Annotated in this window: 16 protein-coding genes and 1 pseudogene; 10 read left to right on the top strand and 7 right to left on the bottom strand. The window is 56.0% G+C overall.

Going from position 1 to position 17,769, the window contains the following annotated elements; translation table 11 throughout:
- The first annotated feature begins 44 nt into the window (after positions 1-44).
- From clpB to BBTA_RS39430, 3 genes are read left to right on the top strand one after another with little or no spacing between them, the layout of a single operon-like run.
- Complete coding sequence (clpB, locus tag BBTA_RS36410; RefSeq protein WP_041751152.1) at positions 45-2,633, top strand: ATP-dependent chaperone ClpB; 2,589 nt, start codon at positions 45-47, stop codon at positions 2,631-2,633.
- Between the two features lie 11 nt (positions 2,634-2,644).
- A complete protein-coding gene (locus tag BBTA_RS39435) occupies positions 2,645-3,184 on the top strand; it encodes a nucleotide exchange factor GrpE (protein ID WP_111355638.1) in 540 nt (179 codons plus the stop codon).
- Between the two features lie 6 nt (positions 3,185-3,190).
- A complete protein-coding gene (locus BBTA_RS39430; RefSeq protein WP_083780748.1) occupies positions 3,191-3,655 on the top strand; it encodes an ETC complex I subunit in 465 nt (154 codons plus the stop codon).
- Between the two features lie 289 nt (positions 3,656-3,944).
- On the opposite strand, the pseudogene BBTA_RS36405 reads toward BBTA_RS39430, so the two are convergent.
- The 3 genes and pseudogenes from BBTA_RS36405 to BBTA_RS36395 form a co-directional block, all read right to left on the bottom strand.
- Positions 3,945-4,485 (bottom strand): annotated as a pseudogene (locus tag BBTA_RS36405) (Hsp20/alpha crystallin family protein).
- 103 nt (positions 4,486-4,588) lie between these two features.
- On the bottom strand, positions 4,589-5,242 hold the full coding sequence (locus BBTA_RS36400; RefSeq protein WP_012047499.1) for a BON domain-containing protein: 654 nt from the start codon (positions 5,240-5,242) through the stop codon (positions 4,589-4,591).
- Between the two features lie 264 nt (positions 5,243-5,506).
- Positions 5,507-6,169, bottom strand: a complete 663-nt coding sequence (locus tag BBTA_RS36395; protein ID WP_012047498.1) for a BON domain-containing protein — start codon at positions 6,167-6,169, stop codon at positions 5,507-5,509.
- Positions 6,170-6,374: 205 nt separating this feature from the next.
- On the opposite strand from BBTA_RS36395, the gene ligD (BBTA_RS36390) reads away from it, so the two are divergent.
- From ligD (BBTA_RS36390) to BBTA_RS36375, 4 genes are all read left to right on the top strand, one after another.
- On the top strand, positions 6,375-7,376 hold the full coding sequence (gene ligD / locus BBTA_RS36390; protein ID WP_148221569.1) for a non-homologous end-joining DNA ligase: 1,002 nt from the start codon (positions 6,375-6,377) through the stop codon (positions 7,374-7,376).
- On the top strand, positions 7,377-8,330 hold the full coding sequence (ligD, locus tag BBTA_RS36385) for a non-homologous end-joining DNA ligase (RefSeq protein ID WP_012047496.1): 954 nt from the start codon (positions 7,377-7,379) through the stop codon (positions 8,328-8,330).
- Entirely contained in the window at positions 8,290-8,892 is a 603-nt protein-coding gene (locus BBTA_RS39425; RefSeq protein ID WP_083780747.1) for a DNA polymerase ligase N-terminal domain-containing protein, read from the top strand. Before ligD (BBTA_RS36385) ends, BBTA_RS39425 begins: the two co-directional genes overlap by 41 nt.
- A gap of 164 nt (positions 8,893-9,056) precedes the next feature.
- Positions 9,057-9,890: a universal stress protein gene (locus BBTA_RS36375; protein ID WP_041751148.1), complete on the top strand. Its 834-nt coding sequence runs from the start codon at positions 9,057-9,059 to the stop codon at positions 9,888-9,890.
- Positions 9,891-9,969: 79 nt separating this feature from the next.
- Here BBTA_RS36375 and BBTA_RS36370 read toward each other — a convergent pair whose 3' ends face one another.
- The 4 genes from BBTA_RS36370 to BBTA_RS36360 all read right to left on the bottom strand — a co-directional run bounded on the left by BBTA_RS36370 (position 9,970) and on the right by BBTA_RS36360 (position 13,982).
- Entirely contained in the window at positions 9,970-11,808 is a 1,839-nt protein-coding gene (locus BBTA_RS36370) for an alpha/beta hydrolase (RefSeq protein ID WP_083780745.1), read from the bottom strand.
- Positions 11,809-11,941: 133 nt separating this feature from the next.
- Complete coding sequence (locus BBTA_RS39420; RefSeq protein WP_012047493.1) at positions 11,942-12,490, bottom strand: NADPH-dependent FMN reductase; 549 nt, start codon at positions 12,488-12,490, stop codon at positions 11,942-11,944.
- Between the two features lie 186 nt (positions 12,491-12,676).
- The gene (locus BBTA_RS36365) at positions 12,677-13,333 is read right to left on the bottom strand and encodes a hypothetical protein (RefSeq protein WP_012047492.1); all 657 of its coding nucleotides are present in this window, start codon (positions 13,331-13,333) and stop codon (positions 12,677-12,679) included.
- 169 nt (positions 13,334-13,502) lie between these two features.
- On the bottom strand, positions 13,503-13,982 hold the full coding sequence (locus tag BBTA_RS36360; RefSeq protein WP_244424274.1) for a hypothetical protein: 480 nt from the start codon (positions 13,980-13,982) through the stop codon (positions 13,503-13,505).
- Between the two features lie 270 nt (positions 13,983-14,252).
- On the opposite strand from BBTA_RS36360, the gene BBTA_RS36355 reads away from it, so the two are divergent.
- From BBTA_RS36355 to BBTA_RS41515, 3 genes are all read left to right on the top strand, one after another.
- On the top strand, positions 14,253-14,855 hold the full coding sequence (locus tag BBTA_RS36355; protein ID WP_041751146.1) for a BON domain-containing protein: 603 nt from the start codon (positions 14,253-14,255) through the stop codon (positions 14,853-14,855).
- Positions 14,856-14,974: 119 nt separating this feature from the next.
- Complete coding sequence (locus tag BBTA_RS41520) at positions 14,975-16,030, top strand: HAD-IC family P-type ATPase (RefSeq protein WP_244424272.1); 1,056 nt, start codon at positions 14,975-14,977, stop codon at positions 16,028-16,030.
- Positions 16,027-17,724 (top strand): HAD-IC family P-type ATPase, encoded by a 1,698-nt coding sequence (locus tag BBTA_RS41515; RefSeq protein ID WP_244424271.1) that lies wholly within the window; start codon positions 16,027-16,029, stop codon positions 17,722-17,724. The genes BBTA_RS41520 and BBTA_RS41515 overlap by 4 nt, the downstream gene beginning before the upstream one ends.
- Positions 17,725-17,769: the final 45 nt, after the last annotated feature.

Raw genomic sequence — 17,769 nt, 5'->3', positions numbered from 1 at the left:
GTTTGTCTCTCACGAAACGTGTCGACAGGAACAAGAGTACCGCCATGCAGATCGAGAAATATACCGACCGGCTTAAAGCGCTGGTGCAATCCGCACAATCGCTCGCGCTACGAAGCGGGCACCAGCAACTCACGCCGGTTCATGTGCTGAAAGCGTTGCTGGACGATGAAGACCGGCTAGCCCTCAATCTGATCGATGCCGCTGCGGGCGCTGGGGCGAGTGCCCAGGTTAAACAAGCGGCCGAACAGGAGCTGCAAAGGCTGCCCAAAGTCGAAGGCAGCGGCGCAGGCCAGATTTATCTCGCTCCGGAGGCGGCGCGGTTGTTCGATCAAGCCGAACAGCTATCGCAGAAAGCCGGCGATGCCTACGTCACCGTCGAATATATGTTGATGGCTCTGGCGATGGCGAGCGGCGCCGTTGGCGACCTCCTCAAGCGCGCAGGTGTCACGCCTCAGGCGCTCAACAAGGCGATCGGTGACATCCGGAAAGGGCGAACCGCGGACACGGCATCGGCCGAACAGGGCTATGACGCGCTCAAGAAATATACGCGTGATTTCACCGAGGAGGCGCGTCAGAACAAGCTCGATCCGGTTATTGGTCGTGACGAAGAGGTCCGGCGCACCATTCAGGTGCTTTCGCGACGGACCAAGAACAACCCTGTTCTGATCGGCGAGCCAGGAGTCGGAAAGACGGCGATCGTGGAAGGCCTGGCGCAACGCATCGTCAAGGGTGATGTGCCGGAAGCCTTGAAAAGCCGTCGGCTGCTGGCGCTCGATCTTGGAGCGCTGCTGGCTGGGGCCAAATATCGAGGCGAATTTGAAGAGCGCCTCAAGGCCGTGCTGCAGGAGCTTAGCAGCGCGGGCGACGTCATTCTGTTCATTGACGAACTCCACACCCTGGTTGGCGCCGGCAAGGCGGAAGGGGCGATGGATGCTTCCAATATGCTCAAGCCTGCGCTTGCGCGTGGCGAACTGCACTGCATCGGCGCAACGACGCTGGACGAGTACCGAAAGCATATCGAGAAGGACGCGGCGCTCGCTCGACGCTTCCAGCCGGTGTTTGTTGGCGAGCCGTCGGTCGAGGAGACGATTTCGATCTTGCGCGGTCTCAAAGAAAAATACGAGGTCCATCACGGCGTTCGCATTACCGATGGTGCGATTGTCGCCGCCGCGACCCTGTCCAATCGCTACATCACCGATAGATTTTTGCCGGACAAAGCCATTGACCTTGTGGACGAGGCGGCTAGCCGCGTCCGCATGGAAGCCGATTCCAAGCCGGAGGAGGTCGACGAAATCGACCGCCGCATCATTCAGCTTAAGATCGAGCGTGAGGCCCTGAAGAAAGAGACAGATGAAGCGTCGAAGGAGCGCCTCAAGAAAGTCGACCAAGAAATCGCCGAGTTGGAAAAGAAATCGGCCGATCTCACCTCGATTTGGAAGGCGGAGAAGGAAAAGCTCGCCTCCGTGCAGAAAATCAAAGAGCAACTCGATCAGGCACGCAGCGAACTGGAGAGCGTGCAGCGGCGCGGCGATCTCACGCGTGCTGGCGAGCTTATGTATTCCATTATCCCGCAACTGGAGAAGAAGCTCGCCGAGACCCCCGCGCAAGGACGGATGTTCAAGCAGGAGGTAACCGCCGAGGAGATCGCAGAAGTCGTGTCGCGGTGGACTGGAATTCCGGTTGACAAGATGATGGAGGGCGAGCGCGAAAAACTGCTTCACATGGAAGATAAGCTGCGTGAACGCGTGGTGGGGCAGGACCAGGCCATTGTCGTCGTCGCGGATGCCGTGCGGCGAGCACGGGCCGGTCTTCAGGATCCCCATCGGCCGATCGGCTCATTCCTGTTCTTGGGCCCCACCGGCGTCGGCAAGACGGAGCTTTGCAAGGCGCTTGCGGAATTCCTGTTCGATGACGAACAGGCAATGGTTCGCATCGACATGTCCGAATACATGGAAAAGCATTCGGTTGCCCGACTTATCGGCGCGCCTCCCGGCTATGTCGGCTATGAGGAAGGAGGTTCCCTGACGGAAGCCGTCCGCAGGCGCCCGTATCAGGTGATTTTGTTCGATGAGGTCGAGAAGGCACACAGCGATGTTTTCAACATCTTGCTGCAGGTGCTCGACGACGGGCGGCTTACCGACGGACAAGGCCGCACCGTCGATTTCCGCAACACGATCATCGTGCTCACCTCAAACCTGGGGGCCGAATATCTGGCCGCGCTTCCCGAAGGAAAACCGGCCGAGGAGGCGCGCGAACAGGTGATGGAGGTGGTGCGGCGCTCCTTCCGACCGGAATTTCTCAACCGTCTCGATGAGATCATCTTGTTCAACCGGCTCGGTCGCAGCGAAATGAAGCGGATTGTCGACATTCAGCTTCGGCATCTGCAGTCGCTGCTGGCGGATCGCAAGATCACGCTCGAAGTCGACGACAAGGCGAAGACGTGGCTCGGCAACACCGGTTACGATCCGGTCTACGGCGCGCGACCGCTCAAACGCGTCATTCAGCGACAACTCCAGAATCCGCTCGCCAGCATGCTTCTGTCAGGAAAAATCAAAGATGGCGATACGGTCAAGGTAACCGTGCTTGATGGCCAGATTGCAGTGAACGGCTCCAAATTGGCGCAGGCAGCATAGGATCTGTGACGATGTCATCACCGCATAGCATAGAAGACGAGGCGGTTGCCACCGAAGCCACCGATGTCGCCACGCTTTTGTCCGAAAATGCTTCGTTGAAGGATCGTCTTCTGCGCGCGCTCGCCGACGCCGAAAATGCGAGGCGGCAAGCTGATCGGAAGGCTGAGGATACGCGCAAATTTGCCGTCGCAGAATTCGCACGCGAGTTATTGCCGGTTATCGATAATCTTCAGCGTGTGATCGAAGCAAGAAAAACGGTGCCATCTACACAGCATGATGCGTTATTGGAAGGCGTCGAGACGACCTTGCGACTATTTCTCCAGACGCTGGAGCGATTTGGCGTCAAGAAGATCGCTGCGTCCGGGCAACGATTCGATCCATCCCTGCATGAGGCGCTAATGGAAGCAGAGGACGCATCGCATCCACCGGGAATAATAACGCGAGTGCTGGAAGATGGTTATATGATCCATGACCGCTTGTTGAGGCCAGCACGAGTGGTCGTGTCAAAAAAGCACCCACCCACCGACCACGGGTCCATATTGCAAGATTGATACTTCATGTCGGCGGATCGCGATCACAATCGCTGCAAGGGATGGCCAAAGCTGCCTGGCACTGACATGGCCGTGCCGGGAAGCGTGCCGCCAGTGCTGATATACAGAACCGAACGCTCGGTGACCCAGTCTGCTCCGGGTCGGCGCCGTTGGATACTGGAGTTTGAGCGAAGCGCGGCGCCGTTCATCGAGCCGTTGATGGGATGGACCGGAAGCAGTGATCCCTTTGCTTCGATTCGTCTGGAGTTCCCAGATTGCGAAAGTGCCGTCGGTTTTGCGGAAAAGAATGGGTGGGACTATCGGGTGATCGATCCTCCAGCTCGAAAACCGCTGATCAAAGGTTACGCGGATCGGTTCAAATATGAGCTTGCCGATGCGATGGCTCGCGCCGCTCACGGCAGATCAAAATGCTCGGAACAATCGAGCATAACCAGGACAGAGTCTCCGAGCGGCTGGCCGAACCGGAAGTAGCCGCGTAGTCAGCCCGTTATTGCGATACTGAGCAGGAACAAGCCACGTCGATGTTTTATCGGTGTAGCCCGATGATAGGCGCAAGGCGCGTGAGAGCGGTTGCGGCTGTTCCGCCGGCTCACGAGCCCCGTTTGTACCGGGGCCACGATGTTCATGGACCATCAGCGGAGGTCCGTCGATCCGCGGAGGCGGCGTGCACCTCATCCGTGATTGGCAAGGGCACGCCAATGAGCCGCCGCGGCTTGCTCCGATCTGCCCAGAAAACACGGACAATTTGCAGGGATCGCCACTAAACGGCCTTCACTTCAATCTTCTTTTCCGGCTTCTGCGCCCCGGGTGCCTTCGGGCGCGTTACGGTGAGCACGCCCTTTTTGAAGCTGGCATCGATTTTGTCGGCGTCAACGCCCTCGGGTATTCGGAAGTGACGCTCAAACGAGCCGAAATGCCGCTCGCGTAGATGATATCCCGTTCTTTTCTTCCTTGTCCTCTTGTTTTTCGCCGCGGATGGTCAAGGTATTGTTGGACACTTTGACCTCGATATTCTTCTCATCAAGTCCGGGAAGCTCCGCGCTGATTTCGTAGGCATTGTCTTTTTCGACAACATCAACGGCCGGAGTTGCGGCCAAAGTCAGCTCCCGCCGCCAAAAAGGATCGGCATCGAAAAGCGAACGACGGAAGGGAAGGCGCCAGGAACCTCGATCAAACTCGTCGAAAAGGCGGTCAACCTCGCGGCGCAGGCTCTCAAACGGTCTCCACGTTTGAGCCAACGCTCCCTTCTCACTCGTTTTCGTTTCGCTTTGAACCGTCAGACTTTTTTCCGTTTCAGCCATGACTGAGCCCTCCTACGATGGTTGAGTATCTTGGTGTGTCATTGCAAAATAGACCCTCGGCCCACGTCCGCGTCGCCACAACTCAGCGTGCCGGCCGCCATACTTAATTGCTAACCGTGATGTGGTTTTCGACGTCGGTAACTGCCGGAGCGGCCCACGCGGCTCGTTCTGCTTCCTCTCGCTCCGCCCAGGAACGAACAGTACCTCTGAGAACGACCTTGCTTCCGCTTGTATCGACCGTAATGCGCTCAGCATCGACCTGGGCACTCCTGTGTAGCGCGGAAACAATGCGTCTTTTCACCTCCTTGGGAGCGATGTTGCCCTTCAGCGTGATCAGGTTGCTTATGCCCTTGACGCCGCGCAACCGGCGGATTGAGTTCGCCGCAATGCTTCGTTGGTAATCCCACCTGACCTCACCTTCGAGTGTGACCCAGCCCGCCTTTACGACAATCTTGATGTTCTCCCAGGAACCCGGCAGTTGAGCCTTGATTGCCGCGACGGCATCCCGGGCGATTTCCGGATCAGGCCTCTCCGTGATGCTCGGCAATCGCACCTCGATATCATTGGCGACTGCATGGACGCCTGTTACGCGCTTCGCTGCCACTTCAGCTTCCAGCTTTTCATTGTAGCTTCGCACAAAGCCCGTGAGCGTCACAACGCCATCTTTGACCGCAACCGCGATGTCTGTTGCTTCGATGGCCGGATCCCACCGAAGTTCTTCCTCGACGTCCCGTTTAACCTCGCGGTCATCGCGCATGGATAGCCCCTCTGAATACCGGTGCGGTAAAACTCTTAAGCATACGCTTTTTGTCAGACATTGACGCTAATCAATTTCATGATGGGCGCCGTTTTTACAAATCAGCGACGGGCGTTTGCCCCGCGGGGTCGAGCGCATCATTTGATTGGCGGCCATTCACTGTTCGGTCCGATCTCGCCCCAATCGCCCCAACTGACGCGCGCAGTTTGATCAAAATCGCTCCCGCCCCGTTGTCTCGGGACGGGAGCGACAAAGAAGCGCACACTACGGTGAGATCACGATGTTGTTGGTGACGCTGCTGACCCCAGGAGCGGCCCACGCGGAGCGCTCCGCTTCCTGCCGTTCCGCCCAGGATCGCACCGTTCCTCTCAAGGTGACCTTGCTGCCGTCGACGTCAACGACAATCTTGTCAGCGTCGACTTTGGCGCTGCGGACCAGCGCGTCCTCAATCTTGCGTTTGACATCGCTTGGACTTACGCGCGGCTTGACGTGAATGAGATTCGAAATTGACTTGATGCCCTTGATCGAGCGAACCGCACGCTCAGCCCATTCCTTTTGATAGAACCATTCCACGTCACCTTCGAGTGTCAGGTAACCGTTCTTTACGACGACCTTGATATCGTCGCCGGTGGTCGGCAAATCCCGCTTGATCGCCTTCACAGCCTCTTCGGCAATTTCTGGGTCGGTCCGTTCGCTGGCTAGCCGCACCTGAATGTCGTTGGCCACTCCTTTGACGCCGGACACCCGCTTTGCCGCTTTCTCGGCGTAGTAGGAGTCCATGTAGCTCTTCGTGAACCCCGTAAGGGTTACCACGCCATCCTTGACAGTAACGGCAATATGGCTGCTGTCGTCGATTGAAGGATCGTACTTGATCTCATCTTCGACATCACGCTTGATTGTTGAATCCGTGTGAAAAATGGAAACCATGGTGGCGTCTCCACGTTGAACCGGACAGGATTGTCCCATACGTTTTTTCACACAGCTTCGCAGCCAACCGGCTCTCCTGGTCAATATTATGCGCTCGAATAGGTGGATGATTTGCCACATGTCGTGACACCGCGGCCGGATCGCGGCGATCATGCAACTCATTCCTGGTGAGCACGGGCGCTGCCGCTGCATAGGATTAGATGTCATGGCAGGCATGCTTTCGGCCGCGCTACCTGAAGAGGTAAGGACCGGGGCACGCAAGAGGCGGCAACCAAGTTGGATAGCGCCGATGCTGGCGAGCTTGACGCAAGAGCGATTTTCCAGGGAGGACTGGCTCTTCGAACCGAAATGGGACGGCGAGCGCTGCCTGGTGTTCAGTCACGGCACCGAATTGGAATTGTTGTCACGTAACAGGACACGTCTGAATGAAAGATATCCCGAGCTTGCACCGGCATTCAATCAGTGTGCGATGAACTCTTTCATTGCTGATGGTGAAATCGTTGCATTCACGGGCGGCATAACGAGCTTCATGCAGCTCCAAAAGCGCATGCAGGTCGAGAATCCATCTCGCTCCTTGTTGCGACAGGTGCCGGTCTATATGTACCTGTTCGACCTTCTGTACTGGAACGGTTACGATTTGCGGCGCGTACCCCTTCGGCATCGTAAAGCACTGCTTCACGACGCATTCCCATTCGGGCGCCGATTGAGATTCACCGCGCATCGTGAGAAGGATGGCGAAGCCTATTACCGCGAAGCGTGCCGCAAGGGCTGGGAAGGGATTATCGCTAAGAATGGCAACAGCCAATATGTCTCAAAACGAACGCGAGACTGGCTGAAGTTCAAGTGTGAGCAAGGTCAGGAGTTTGTTGTCGGCGGATACACAGAGCCCCAGGGACATCGGATTGGCTTCGGGGATTTGCTGCTAGGAGTGTACCGAGACGAGCGACTTCATTATGCGGGAAAGGTTGGAACCGGATTCGATAGCGCGATGTTGAAAGTTCTTGCGCAGCGACTTCGAAGTATCGAAACGAATGTCTCGCCATTTGCCGACTACGATATCCCGCAACGAGGCGTCTACTGGGTCAAACCGGAGCTCGTCGCACAGATTGCCTTCACGGAATGGACCAAGGATGGCCGGCTCCGCCATCCACGGTTTCGCGGTTTGCGTGACGACAAGCTGCCGTCAGAAGTGATACGGGAGGGTTGAGTGGGCGCGAGCGAATTGCGATTGCGTGTTGAAGGACACGAAATAGCGGTTACAAACCCGGCCAAGTTGCTGTTTTCGGACGATCATATCAGCAAGTACGAGCTCATTGACTATTACCGGTGGGTGGCACCGCGGATGCTTCCGTTTCTGCGTGATCGGCCAATTGCCTTGGAGCGATATCCGAATGGCATCGGACAAGTTGGGTTTTTTCAGAAGTCTGTGCCCTCCTATTTTCCTGACTGGGTCAAAACGATTGAAGTTGAAAAGAAACAAGGAGGCGTAACCCGTCATGTGATCTGCAATAACGGGGCCGTGCTGGTGTATTTGGCAAATCAGGCATGCATCACGCCACATATATGGATCAGCCGGGTCGACAAGCTCGAATGCCCAGATCAAATGGTGTTTGACCTCGACCCTTCAGCCGATGCGTTCGACTGGGTTAGGGCAGCGGCATTAGCTCTCAATGAACTCCTTCAAGAATTGACGCTGTCGGCCTATGTCAAATCGACCGGTTCGCGAGGATTGCATGTCATCGTGCCTCTTAAGCGGACTGAGTCATTCGAGTCAGTGCGCGCCTTCGCTCGCGCGGTCGCGATGCGTGTTGTCATGGAGGAACCAAGTCAGCGAACTCTGCAGCAGCGCACTGGCTCGCGGCATGGACGCGTGTTCTTCGACATCAACCGCAATGCTTACGCACAGACCGTTGCGCCGCCGTATGCGGTGAGAGCGCGGCCCAACGCTTCGTTGTCGATTCCGCTCTTCTGGGAAGAGGTGCGCTCCAAAACATTGCGGCCGGATGGCGTAACTCTTCGAGACATACGCAAAAGGCTCGATGGAATGATTGATCCATGGGCTGACTTTTGGCGCCGCGCAAGCGCACTCGGGAGTGCACGGCGTAAATTGGAGTTGCTCGGTGTCTCTGTCAGAGTACCGCAAAAGGCGAAATTTCGCTAAAACGCCAGAACCGGCGGGGCGTTTGCGCGCCCGGCGCCGCGGGCGCCTATTTGTTGTACAGAAGCATTGTGCAAGCCGTCTGCATTACGATTTCAGGCTTGAGGTCGGCGGTGTGTTGGCATCATGGGCGATCCCCAAGGGCCCCTCGATGAACCCCAGACAGAAACGTCTTGCCCTCAGAACTGAAGATCATCCTCTGGAATATGCGACATTTGAAGGCGTAATCCCGGAGGGTGAATATGGTGCCGGCGTAGTGATGGTATGGGATAAAGGCGACTATCGCCCGCAACACGACAAGTCGATTGAGGTTCAGTTGGCTCGCGGCAAAATTGATCTTGTGCTTAGCGGCGTCAAGCTCCGGGGCGGATTTACATTGATACAGATTGCCGTCCGGTCCGGCAGACCTAATCAAGGAGATGCTTGGCTGCTGATTAAGCAAAAGGACGAATTCGCCGCCACTTCGTGGAATATCGAACAGGCGGCTCCTGATCGCTCAGTGATGACCGGACGCACTCTTGAGGAAATTGCGGAGGGTCGTTCGCGCCGACAGCGGGGACTTTGACCTGCCAAATATGTAGGTTGCAGTGGGGGTTGGCTAGCCCCCAAGACGAGCGGAACCGGCGGACCCCCGTCTTGACAGTCATCAAGGACTCGCGCTCGGCTCTCATGCCATCATGTTGTTGTCCTCAGTGGGGTGTGTTAACGCATCGATTCACGAGAACCCTGATGATCAAAGATGTATTCACTTGGCTCGACGGAAGCGTCTCGGACGAAATTCGTATGAGCGCCGCTCTCGATATCGTCCGGCAATTCGAAGGTCATGCGACAGGCTTGTTTTTTAGCGTATTACCTCCACCTCCAGCACCCATTGAAGGCGACCTCACAGGCGCACTTGGCATCGCGGCCCTGATGGATCAGGCGCGTGCCTCAGGCGATAAAATGGAAAAGACCATTGTCGACCGGTTAAAGCGGTACGGCGTGGCCATCGAGCTTCGCAGGTTCGACGTTCTAAGATCAGACATTGCAGATGTTGCCGCTCGCGAAGCGAGGTGCGCCGACGCCTTCGTCTTGATCAGACCAAACGGCTCGCAAGATCCCGATCGCCTCGTCGAGGGCATTCTGTTTGGATCAGGCCGGCATATTTTGTTGGTCCCCGAAGTCGAGCGCCCGAAATCCATTGTTTTCAACCGGATTTTGGTCGCGTGGAACGCGAGCCGCGAATCGACGCGGGCTGTGGCCGAAGCAATGCCCTATTTGCGGATAGCGAAGGACGTCTCGGTCGTGATGGTTACCGAAGAGCCTCGCAAACAGATGGAAGGATCCGTGGGTGACGCGATCAAAAAGCATTTGAAGCATCACGGCGTTGCGGCGGAACTCCATCGGGTCAAATGCCGGAACGGTAATGTAGGCGAAACATTGCTTGCGGAAGCCAAGAAAGCGAGAAGTGACCTGATCGTTCTAGGTGGATACGGCCATACTCGCCTTCGCGAGATGCTTCTCGGCGGTGTAACCTATCATTTGATGCACAATTCGCCGGTGCCGCTTCTCATGGCGCACTAATTAAACGAATACAAATTCAGGACGCAAGAGACGATCAAATGTTCCACACTCACGTTGTGGCGTTGTGGCAACAGTCGATCTAGCGTTCAAGTACATAGGTGCCGGGCGCATCGGCAATTGGCGCAAGGCCGGTTGCCGGGTTCCCGAGTGGAGGCGGCGCGATCCGCCCGGTCGAGTGACGAGCCAGCCAGGACTGCCACACAGGCCACCAGCTCCCTTCAAAGCGCGGTGCGGTAGTCCGCCATGTCTCAGGATCAGTATCGCGGTCGGCTGAATTCTTTGTCGCCATCTGGAAACTGCGATTCTTATGGCCAGGTTCACTGACGATACCGGCATTGTGTCCGCCTGTCGTAAGCACAAACGTAACATCCGTATCGGTCAAATGGTGGAGTTTAAACACAGACCTCCAAGGTGCGACATGATCTTTTTCCGTTCCGACTGCGAAAATCGGAACGAGAATGTCCGTCAGGAAGATCGTCCGACCGCCAACTTTATAGCGGCCGCTGACGAGATCATTATCCAGATAAAGATGGCGGAGATACTCAGAATGCATGCGATAAGGCAGTCGGGTCGCGTCGGCGTTCCATGCCATTAGGTCGTTCATCGGCGGCCTTACGCCCAATAGATAGCTCCGCAGCGCCCGCGACCAGATCAAATCGTTCGATCGGAGCAGATGGAACGCACCGGCCATCTGATGCGTGTCGAGATAGCCTTGCTCCCATGTTATGCCCTCAAGAAACGCAACTTCGCTCTCGCTGATGAACAATCCTAGCTCGCCAGGATCTGTGAAATCGACCAGCGTTGCCAGCAATGTGATGCTTGCGAGCTGATTGATCCCGCTTCGCGTCATCGCGGCCGCAGCGATCGCCAATAATGTTCCGCCAAGGCAATAGCCGACCGCGTGCGTTTTGCGATGATCGCAGATTTCGTCGATCGCCCTGAGTGCGGCGACTATGCCAAGTTCGCGATAGTCGTCCATACCAAGATCGCGATCCGATCCGGCCGGATTTTTCCATGAGATCATAAAAACCGTGTGCCCGCGCTCGACCAAATATCGAACAAGGGAATTGTGCGGGGAAAGATCGAGGATATAGTATTTCATGATCCATGCCGGGACGATGAGTACGGATTCGGCATAGACATCATCTGTAGTCGGCGAATATTGAATGAGCTCAATTAGGCGATTGCGATAGACCACTTTTCCCGGCGTAACGGCGACGTTCACGCCCACTTTGAATTGCTCGGCTCCGACCGGAGGCCTGCCGTCGACCAAACGCAGCCAATCCTCATGGAAATGCTGCATCCCATTAACCAGATTCAATCCGCCCTGCTGAATTGTAGCAGCGCTAACCTCCGGATTGAGCCATGGAATATTTGAAGGCGATATAACGTCAAGGAGCTGGCGAGTAACGAATTCGACCACCCGCTCGTGATGTTTGTCGACTCCGTCAATGTCGGTGGTGGCGTTGTGCCACCATTGCTGGTGCAACAAGAAGTTCTGATAAATCAATTTGTGCGGCCACTGTTGCCATTCCTCGGCAACGAAGCGGTCGTCCTGCGGAAGGGGATCGATACAGGGCGAAGGGTTGGATGCACTGATACATCGCATCCAATACAACCCGATTCTGCCCGCCTTCCGCCACGCCTTTTCGACAAGCTGTGCCTGTTTCCCCGGCGACATCCAAAGATGCCCGAACCAATCAAAGTACGCTTCCGATAACCCAACCGGACTTATGCCGGCGGTAAGCCGCCCAATACGAGCTTTAAAGACACGGTCGATACTTCGCCAGGCAACATCAGATGCTCGATCCTTGTCGTGGCTTGCATCCGCAGGCCGTGTGTGAAAATCCGCCTGGACAGGCTCCGTTGTCACCCGAGCTTCACCCTCAAGCGAAGGCGTTTTACTCGTGTCGTTCATGGCTAGCGCCCTAACAATCGTCAAGTCCTGGTTATCAAGGATGACTATAGCGACATATTCTCATTGGGACGATCCGAAGCGAGGCAATATTGATAGATGAAAATAGCATCATTCTGTCTATTTGATCGTACTTTCAATTGTATTTTGAAATCCATTCAGCGTAACGATTCATGAAAGTCTGAAGGAAGCTTTTTGTTGTTTCGTTGTTGATGTTGCCGTGCTCATCGATCAAACCCTGGGAGAAATGAATATACACTTCTGGCTGTCCGAGCGTCGGAACGTCAAGATAACCAAGCACACTGCGTAGATGGGCTTGAGCTACCGCGGTGCCGATCGCGCCTATCGAAGCACCCGCTATTCCGGCTGGCTTGCCAGCCCACAAATTTTTTCCATATGGCCGCGATACCCAATCTAGAACATTCTTAAGCGCGGTCGGAAGCGAGCGATTATGCTCAGGTGTCACGAACAGAAGGGCATTTGCTGCGGTGACTTGCAATTTCGCGCGCGATACCGATTCGGGCGGCGATTGATCGAGATCTTGATTGTATAGCGGCAGATCATCGATTCGGACGAAGTCGCAATCGAAGTCGCTCGGTGCGAGTTTTACCAAAGCCTTTGCGAGCTTCAGATTGATCGAATCCTTGCGGATACTTCCAACAATGATTGCAACTTTGCGAGCCATGAAAGCGATCCTCGTCGAATTTACAAGTCAATTGCCTCGGCTTATGTCCCATTTGGTCACTTCTCTTAAGCCGCCAGTCTACTCCTGCTCAAATAGAACTATATGACGCGGAGCAAGCATTGAATTGACAACAGTCAATGTTTCTCGTCAAAGAATCTTTTGTGAGGTCACACATTGACCTGCCAATCAAGTGTCACTTCTGTCATCGCCGAGCCACGGGTCAGGATTGATGGAAGACAGTGGAACGTCGGCCAAGGTCTTCTTCAGTTCCACCTCGTGAACGTGAACGTGCTCCGCGCCACACCGGCGCATGATTTCCTGCGCCTTATGTTCTGCTTCTGGGTCGCGAACGCGCACCAATATGACTAGACCGCTCATCTTCAACTCGTCCTCCAAGTCAATACTTTCCCCGGTACTGACAAGGCGATTTTTGATGATCTTGGCCAGCCCAGCCGCAGCAGCACCGCCGGCAAGCGCCGCAGCAGCTGCGGCAGCCAAAGCTCCACCTGATGCCACGATTGGGAGCGCGGCTCCCACGGTGCCAATCGTTATCAGGGTTCCGAATACCAAGGCGGTCGCGGTGGTTTCATCATCCGGTTTGATCAACTCACGTCGGGGGGCATCGGGATGCTCCGCCGCAACGACCGGCGCGGAATAGTACGCTCCCAGGGCGCGCATGACCGTCATTCGGCTCGCCATAAGGTCGATATCGCCTCGGTCGAATCCGGATCGAGTTAGATCATCCACGAGCCGATCAAGGCCTTCGCGGTTCTTAACCGTTCCCACCACCTCTCGAACACGGATCGTGTCTAGAACTTCATCCGCGGAACGATTATCGGTCATGAGATTACGTCCTGGTTATACTACAATTGGCCATCTCGGCCTGGCCGTACCAAGGATGTTCGGTTTGGCACATACCGCCATGACAACGATCAATATTGAGTCGCCTCAGCCTAAAGAAACAGCCGCAACAAATTGTCAGCGACGTGAATTGAGCTGAGGTTCGTGCCGCTCAATGCAACCGTGTGCGCTGATCGGCAGATTGCAAGACAAGCGCCTTGTATATCAAGGCAAAACCCTGCATCGCAAGCAGATACTGGCGCAACCGCGTCGCGAAATTGTGCGCCATCTGAAGCAGCTCCGGATTGCTGCGTTCAAATTCCGCAATCGCTTCCATCGTGAACGCTTCAGTGCCTTGTGTGTCGATTTCCCGCACCAGCCGCGCACGCGTTTCCTCGCTGACAGCAGGAAGCGGTGATAGATCGCCTGACGTCGGCAATCCCGGGACCAGCAGACGGAAGAATATCGCAAATCCCAACATGACCTTCTGCGAATCGCCGACGTCTGCGGCACACCGCGTCGCCATATCCAAAATTTCCGGATTGTGCCGCTTGAGATGCGCTACGACTTCTGCCGTACAGACATCCGGCCCGCGTGTGTCGAACTCGCGGGCAATTAACTCTCGAGTTTCTTCGGTGACACGCGGAAGCATGCTCATCTCGAATCGAGTTCGCCTTCAGTCTCCGTTCGCTAGCGCAAGCATTCGCTGTCTGCAATGCACATCGTCGCGTTTTCGACAGCGCGACATTGCGCACCCATCGTGGAATGAAGACAAGTAAATCATTCCCAACCCGGCGAAAAATTGACGATTGTCAGGGCTGATCCCTGACCTTTGACTATTCAATGAGGCGCCATACTGAGCCTTCCAGCATCAGCAAAGGCAAGTGTTCTAAGTTGGCGAGAATAAGAGGAGGTGTTGGCAATGCGGTCAGATCCCGACATCGAACAAGAGCTGAAACGACGCATTCAGTCCGATCCCGATACGAATAACGCCGACATTGCGACAACCGTCAAAGACCGGATCGTCACACTGACGGGCTTTGTGCGCAGCTTTCGTCAAAAACGGAAAGTGGAACTGTTGGCCAAAAGCATCGCGGGCATAAATGGCCTTGTCAATGACGTCCAGGTGCGCTTGCCATTATTGCAGCGTCGGCCCGATCCAGAAATTGCTCGGGACGCACTGGAAGCGATCAACCGGCGCTTGCCGTACTCGGGGGACCGAATACGCATCGTGGTTGAGGACGGGCTGATATGCTTGGAAGGTCAAGTGGAATGGGCCTACCAGAGCGAGGCAGCCGAGGAAGTTGCGGAAGCGGTACTTGGTGCCAGAGGCGTGGTCAACAAGCTAGACGTTCAGTCCTACGTTCAGTCCAGCGAGATCAGGCAGAAGGTCAGCCAAGCGCTCCTGGAGGCGGCGGCCTTCGACGCAAATAGCCGATCAAGTGAGTCCAATCACAACGAATTTATTTTGCTGGGAGCGGTTCGCTTTTGGGCAGAACGGGGTGCCCCCCGCCCATCAAGGTGAGCAGCAATCAATTCGATAATGCGCCGTCGCAGTTCGATGAACGCGGCAACGAAACACTTATGCGAATGACAAATAATGTATGATATATGATTTCAAGCTGAAGCCGTAAAGCAGCAGTCATGAATCGTGCAATATCGGGCGCGCCGTCGTCCACCCAACCGCGGGCTTCGCCTAAGTGGCATGCAATCTCCGGCGCCGATGCTGTCGATCGATTGCAGAGCCGATCGGGCGGCCTTACCGTTCTGGAAGCCAAGCAGCGTCTGGAACGGCATGGACTTAACAGGCTGTCGGGATCGCAACCACGCAGCGTCATTTCTCGGTTCGTAGCGCAATTCAACAATCTTCTGATCTACGTCCTGCTGATCTCCGCCGCCATAACTGCTCTGCTCGGCCACGGAATAGATGCAGGCGTCATCTCGGGTGTCGTTGTCATCAATGCCCTCGTCGGCTTCGTTCAAGAGGGTCGTGCAGAACGTGCTCTCGGCGCTATCAAAGCGATGATCAGCCCTCGTGCAACGGTTTTGCGCGATGGTCATAGACTCGCGATCGATGCGGACCAGCTAGTCCCGGGCGACATCGTCTTGATCGAAGCTGGAGATCGTGTGCCTGCGGATCTGCGGCTATTGCGGGCCCGGAATCTGAAGATTGATGAATCCGCTCTGACTGGGGAATCGATTGCGGTCGAAAAAAATGAGAAGCCCGTCAGCGAGCATGCGGCATTGGGAGACCGACGATGCATGGCTTATGCCGGTACGTTCGTCGTTGCGGGCCAAGGGCAGGGAATAGTGATTGCAACGGGTCTTGAAACGGAGATCGGGCACATCAGCTCGATGTTGCGAGCGGTCGAGACGCTCACTACCCCGTTGATCCGCCAGATCGATCATTTCGCTCGCTATCTTACCCTCGCGATCCTTGGCGTTTCATCCATCATGTTTATACTAGCAGTCTGGCTTAGATCATATCCATGGGTCGATGCGTTTATGATCGTGGTCGGCCTTGCGGTCGCTGCGATTCCGGAGGGACTTCCGGCGGTGATGACCATCACTCTTGCGATCGGCGTGCAAAGAATGGCCAGCGTCATGCCATCGTCCGTCTGCTGCCTGCCGTCGAAACGCTTGGGTCGGTTTCCATCATCTGCTCAGACAAGACTGGAACTCTCACCAAAAATGAAATGACCGTGCGGACAGTCGTTACAAAGGCCGGCTTCACCGAAGTTACTGGAACCGGGTATGACCCACGCGGAGCATTCCGGCAAGGCGATCGCGAAGTCGACGGCGTGGCGGATCCGGCTCTTAGAGAATTGGCATTGGCGGCATTGCTTTGCAATAACGCGGTGTTGCGCCGCACGGAAACTGGCTGGGCCGTCGATGGCGATCCGATGGAAGGCGCGCTCGTGTCGTTTGCGATCAAGGCAGGATACGACGCCGAGACGACGCGGCGTCAATTTCCTAGGACCGACGAAATTCCATTTGATTCTCGATATCGTTATATGGCGACGCTGCATCATGGCCACGACAACGGATTTGTGGCTTATGTGAAGGGCGCGCCTGAACAAGTGATTGCCATGTGCTCCAGCCAATACACATCGCAGGGACCAGAGCAAATCGACTTGGCACACTGGAACCGGATGGTTGACGTACTAGGCGCGAATGGCCAGCGCGTGCTGGCGCTGGCGAAGAAGCCGATGCCGCACAGCGCTCATGACCTCACATTTCGGGAGGTCGAACGGGATCTGGTCCTCATCGGTTTGGCCGGACTGATTGACCCGCCACGTGAGGAGGCCATTACCGCTGTCGCAGAGTGCGCAACCGCCGGTATTCGGGTCAAGATGATCACCGGAGACCATGCTGCGACCGCTACAGCCGTTGCGCGCCAACTCGGTCTGGAACGGCCAAACTCCGTCATCACTGGGGATCGGCTGGATTCCCTGGATGATGAGGCATTCCGTCTAGCGGTCAAAGGGACGACTGTTTTCGCGCGCACGACCCCCGAGCACAAATTGCGTTTGGTGGAGACGCTTCAGGCGGACGGCGCGATCGTTGCCATGACTGGAGATGGCGTCAACGACGCCCCGGCGCTCAAGCGAGCGGATGTGGGGATTGCCATGGGCCGCAAGGGTACCGAGGCAGCGAAGGAGGCGGCTGAAGTAGTGCTGGCCGACGATAATTTTGCCACGATCGTCGCCGCAGTCCGCGAAGGCCGCACGGTTCATGACAACTTGACCAAAGTAATCGGCTGGACTTTGCCCACGAACGCCGGTGAAGCCATGACGATCATCGTGGCGATCCTGATTGGTTTGACGCTACCTCTAACTCCAGTCCAAATTTTGTGGATCAACATGGTAACCGCGGTCGGACTCGGATTAACGCTCGCATTCGAGCCCCCGGAGCCGGACATAATGCAACGACCACCACGTGCACCGGACGCGCCAATCTTGACCGGACTGTTGCTGTGGAGGGTTATTTTCGTGTCGTTGTTATTTGCGGCAGGGGCGTTCGGCATGTTCTTCTGGGCTGAAAAACGTGCTCTGTCGATCGAAGAGGCGCACACCGTGGTCGTGAATGCCATTGTCGTTATGGAGATATTCTATTTGTTCGGAATGCGGCATCGCCGCGCGAGCGCTTTCACTTGGCCGGGCGTCCTCGGTACGCCGGCGGTCATAGCTGGAATCGCGTTCACGTTATCGGCCCAACTGCTGTTCACTTACGCACCATTCATGCAGACGATCTTCGCAACACGCGCGATCTCCGTTGCCGATGGGCTGCTCATCATAGCGACGGGCGTCGCGTTTCTGCTTATCCTTGAGCTTGAGAAGTTCATTATGCGCAGATTGCATCCACAGTTAGAAGCTGTGGGAATGACGGCATAGCGTGCCGCACCGTGCTGGGCATCGCACAATCTTCGCCGCGCAATC

The organism is Bradyrhizobium sp. BTAi1, from assembly GCF_000015165.1.
GTDB lineage: Bacteria > Pseudomonadota > Alphaproteobacteria > Rhizobiales > Xanthobacteraceae > Bradyrhizobium > Bradyrhizobium denitrificans.
The sequence above is the reverse complement of the archived record's forward strand: the minus strand, read 5'-3'. Positions and strand labels throughout refer to the sequence as shown.

What these genes read in the sequence shown, in the direction of transcription:
- clpB (WP_041751152.1), top strand. Translation starts at nt 45, where the DNA reads ATGCAGATCGAGAAATATACCGACCGGCTTAAAGCGCTGGTGCAATCC.
- BBTA_RS39435 (WP_111355638.1), top strand. Translation starts at nt 2,645, where the DNA reads ATGTCATCACCGCATAGCATAGAAGACGAGGCGGTTGCCACCGAAGCC.
- BBTA_RS39430 (WP_083780748.1), top strand. Translation starts at nt 3,191, where the DNA reads ATGTCGGCGGATCGCGATCACAATCGCTGCAAGGGATGGCCAAAGCTG.
- BBTA_RS36400 (WP_012047499.1), bottom strand. Translation starts at nt 5,242, where the DNA reads ATGCGCGATGACCGCGAGGTTAAACGGGACGTCGAGGAAGAACTTCGG.
- BBTA_RS36395 (WP_012047498.1), bottom strand. Translation starts at nt 6,169, where the DNA reads ATGGTTTCCATTTTTCACACGGATTCAACAATCAAGCGTGATGTCGAA.
- ligD (WP_148221569.1), top strand. Translation starts at nt 6,375, where the DNA reads ATGGCAGGCATGCTTTCGGCCGCGCTACCTGAAGAGGTAAGGACCGGG.
- BBTA_RS36375 (WP_041751148.1), top strand. Translation starts at nt 9,057, where the DNA reads ATGATCAAAGATGTATTCACTTGGCTCGACGGAAGCGTCTCGGACGAA.
- BBTA_RS36370 (WP_083780745.1), bottom strand. Translation starts at nt 11,808, where the DNA reads ATGAACGACACGAGTAAAACGCCTTCGCTTGAGGGTGAAGCTCGGGTG.
- BBTA_RS39420 (WP_012047493.1), bottom strand. Translation starts at nt 12,490, where the DNA reads ATGGCTCGCAAAGTTGCAATCATTGTTGGAAGTATCCGCAAGGATTCG.
- BBTA_RS36365 (WP_012047492.1), bottom strand. Translation starts at nt 13,333, where the DNA reads ATGACCGATAATCGTTCCGCGGATGAAGTTCTAGACACGATCCGTGTT.
- BBTA_RS36360 (WP_244424274.1), bottom strand. Translation starts at nt 13,982, where the DNA reads ATGCTTCCGCGTGTCACCGAAGAAACTCGAGAGTTAATTGCCCGCGAG.
- BBTA_RS36355 (WP_041751146.1), top strand. Translation starts at nt 14,253, where the DNA reads ATGCGGTCAGATCCCGACATCGAACAAGAGCTGAAACGACGCATTCAG.
- BBTA_RS41520 (WP_244424272.1), top strand. Translation starts at nt 14,975, where the DNA reads ATGAATCGTGCAATATCGGGCGCGCCGTCGTCCACCCAACCGCGGGCT.
- BBTA_RS41515 (WP_244424271.1), top strand. Translation starts at nt 16,027, where the DNA reads ATGACCGTGCGGACAGTCGTTACAAAGGCCGGCTTCACCGAAGTTACT.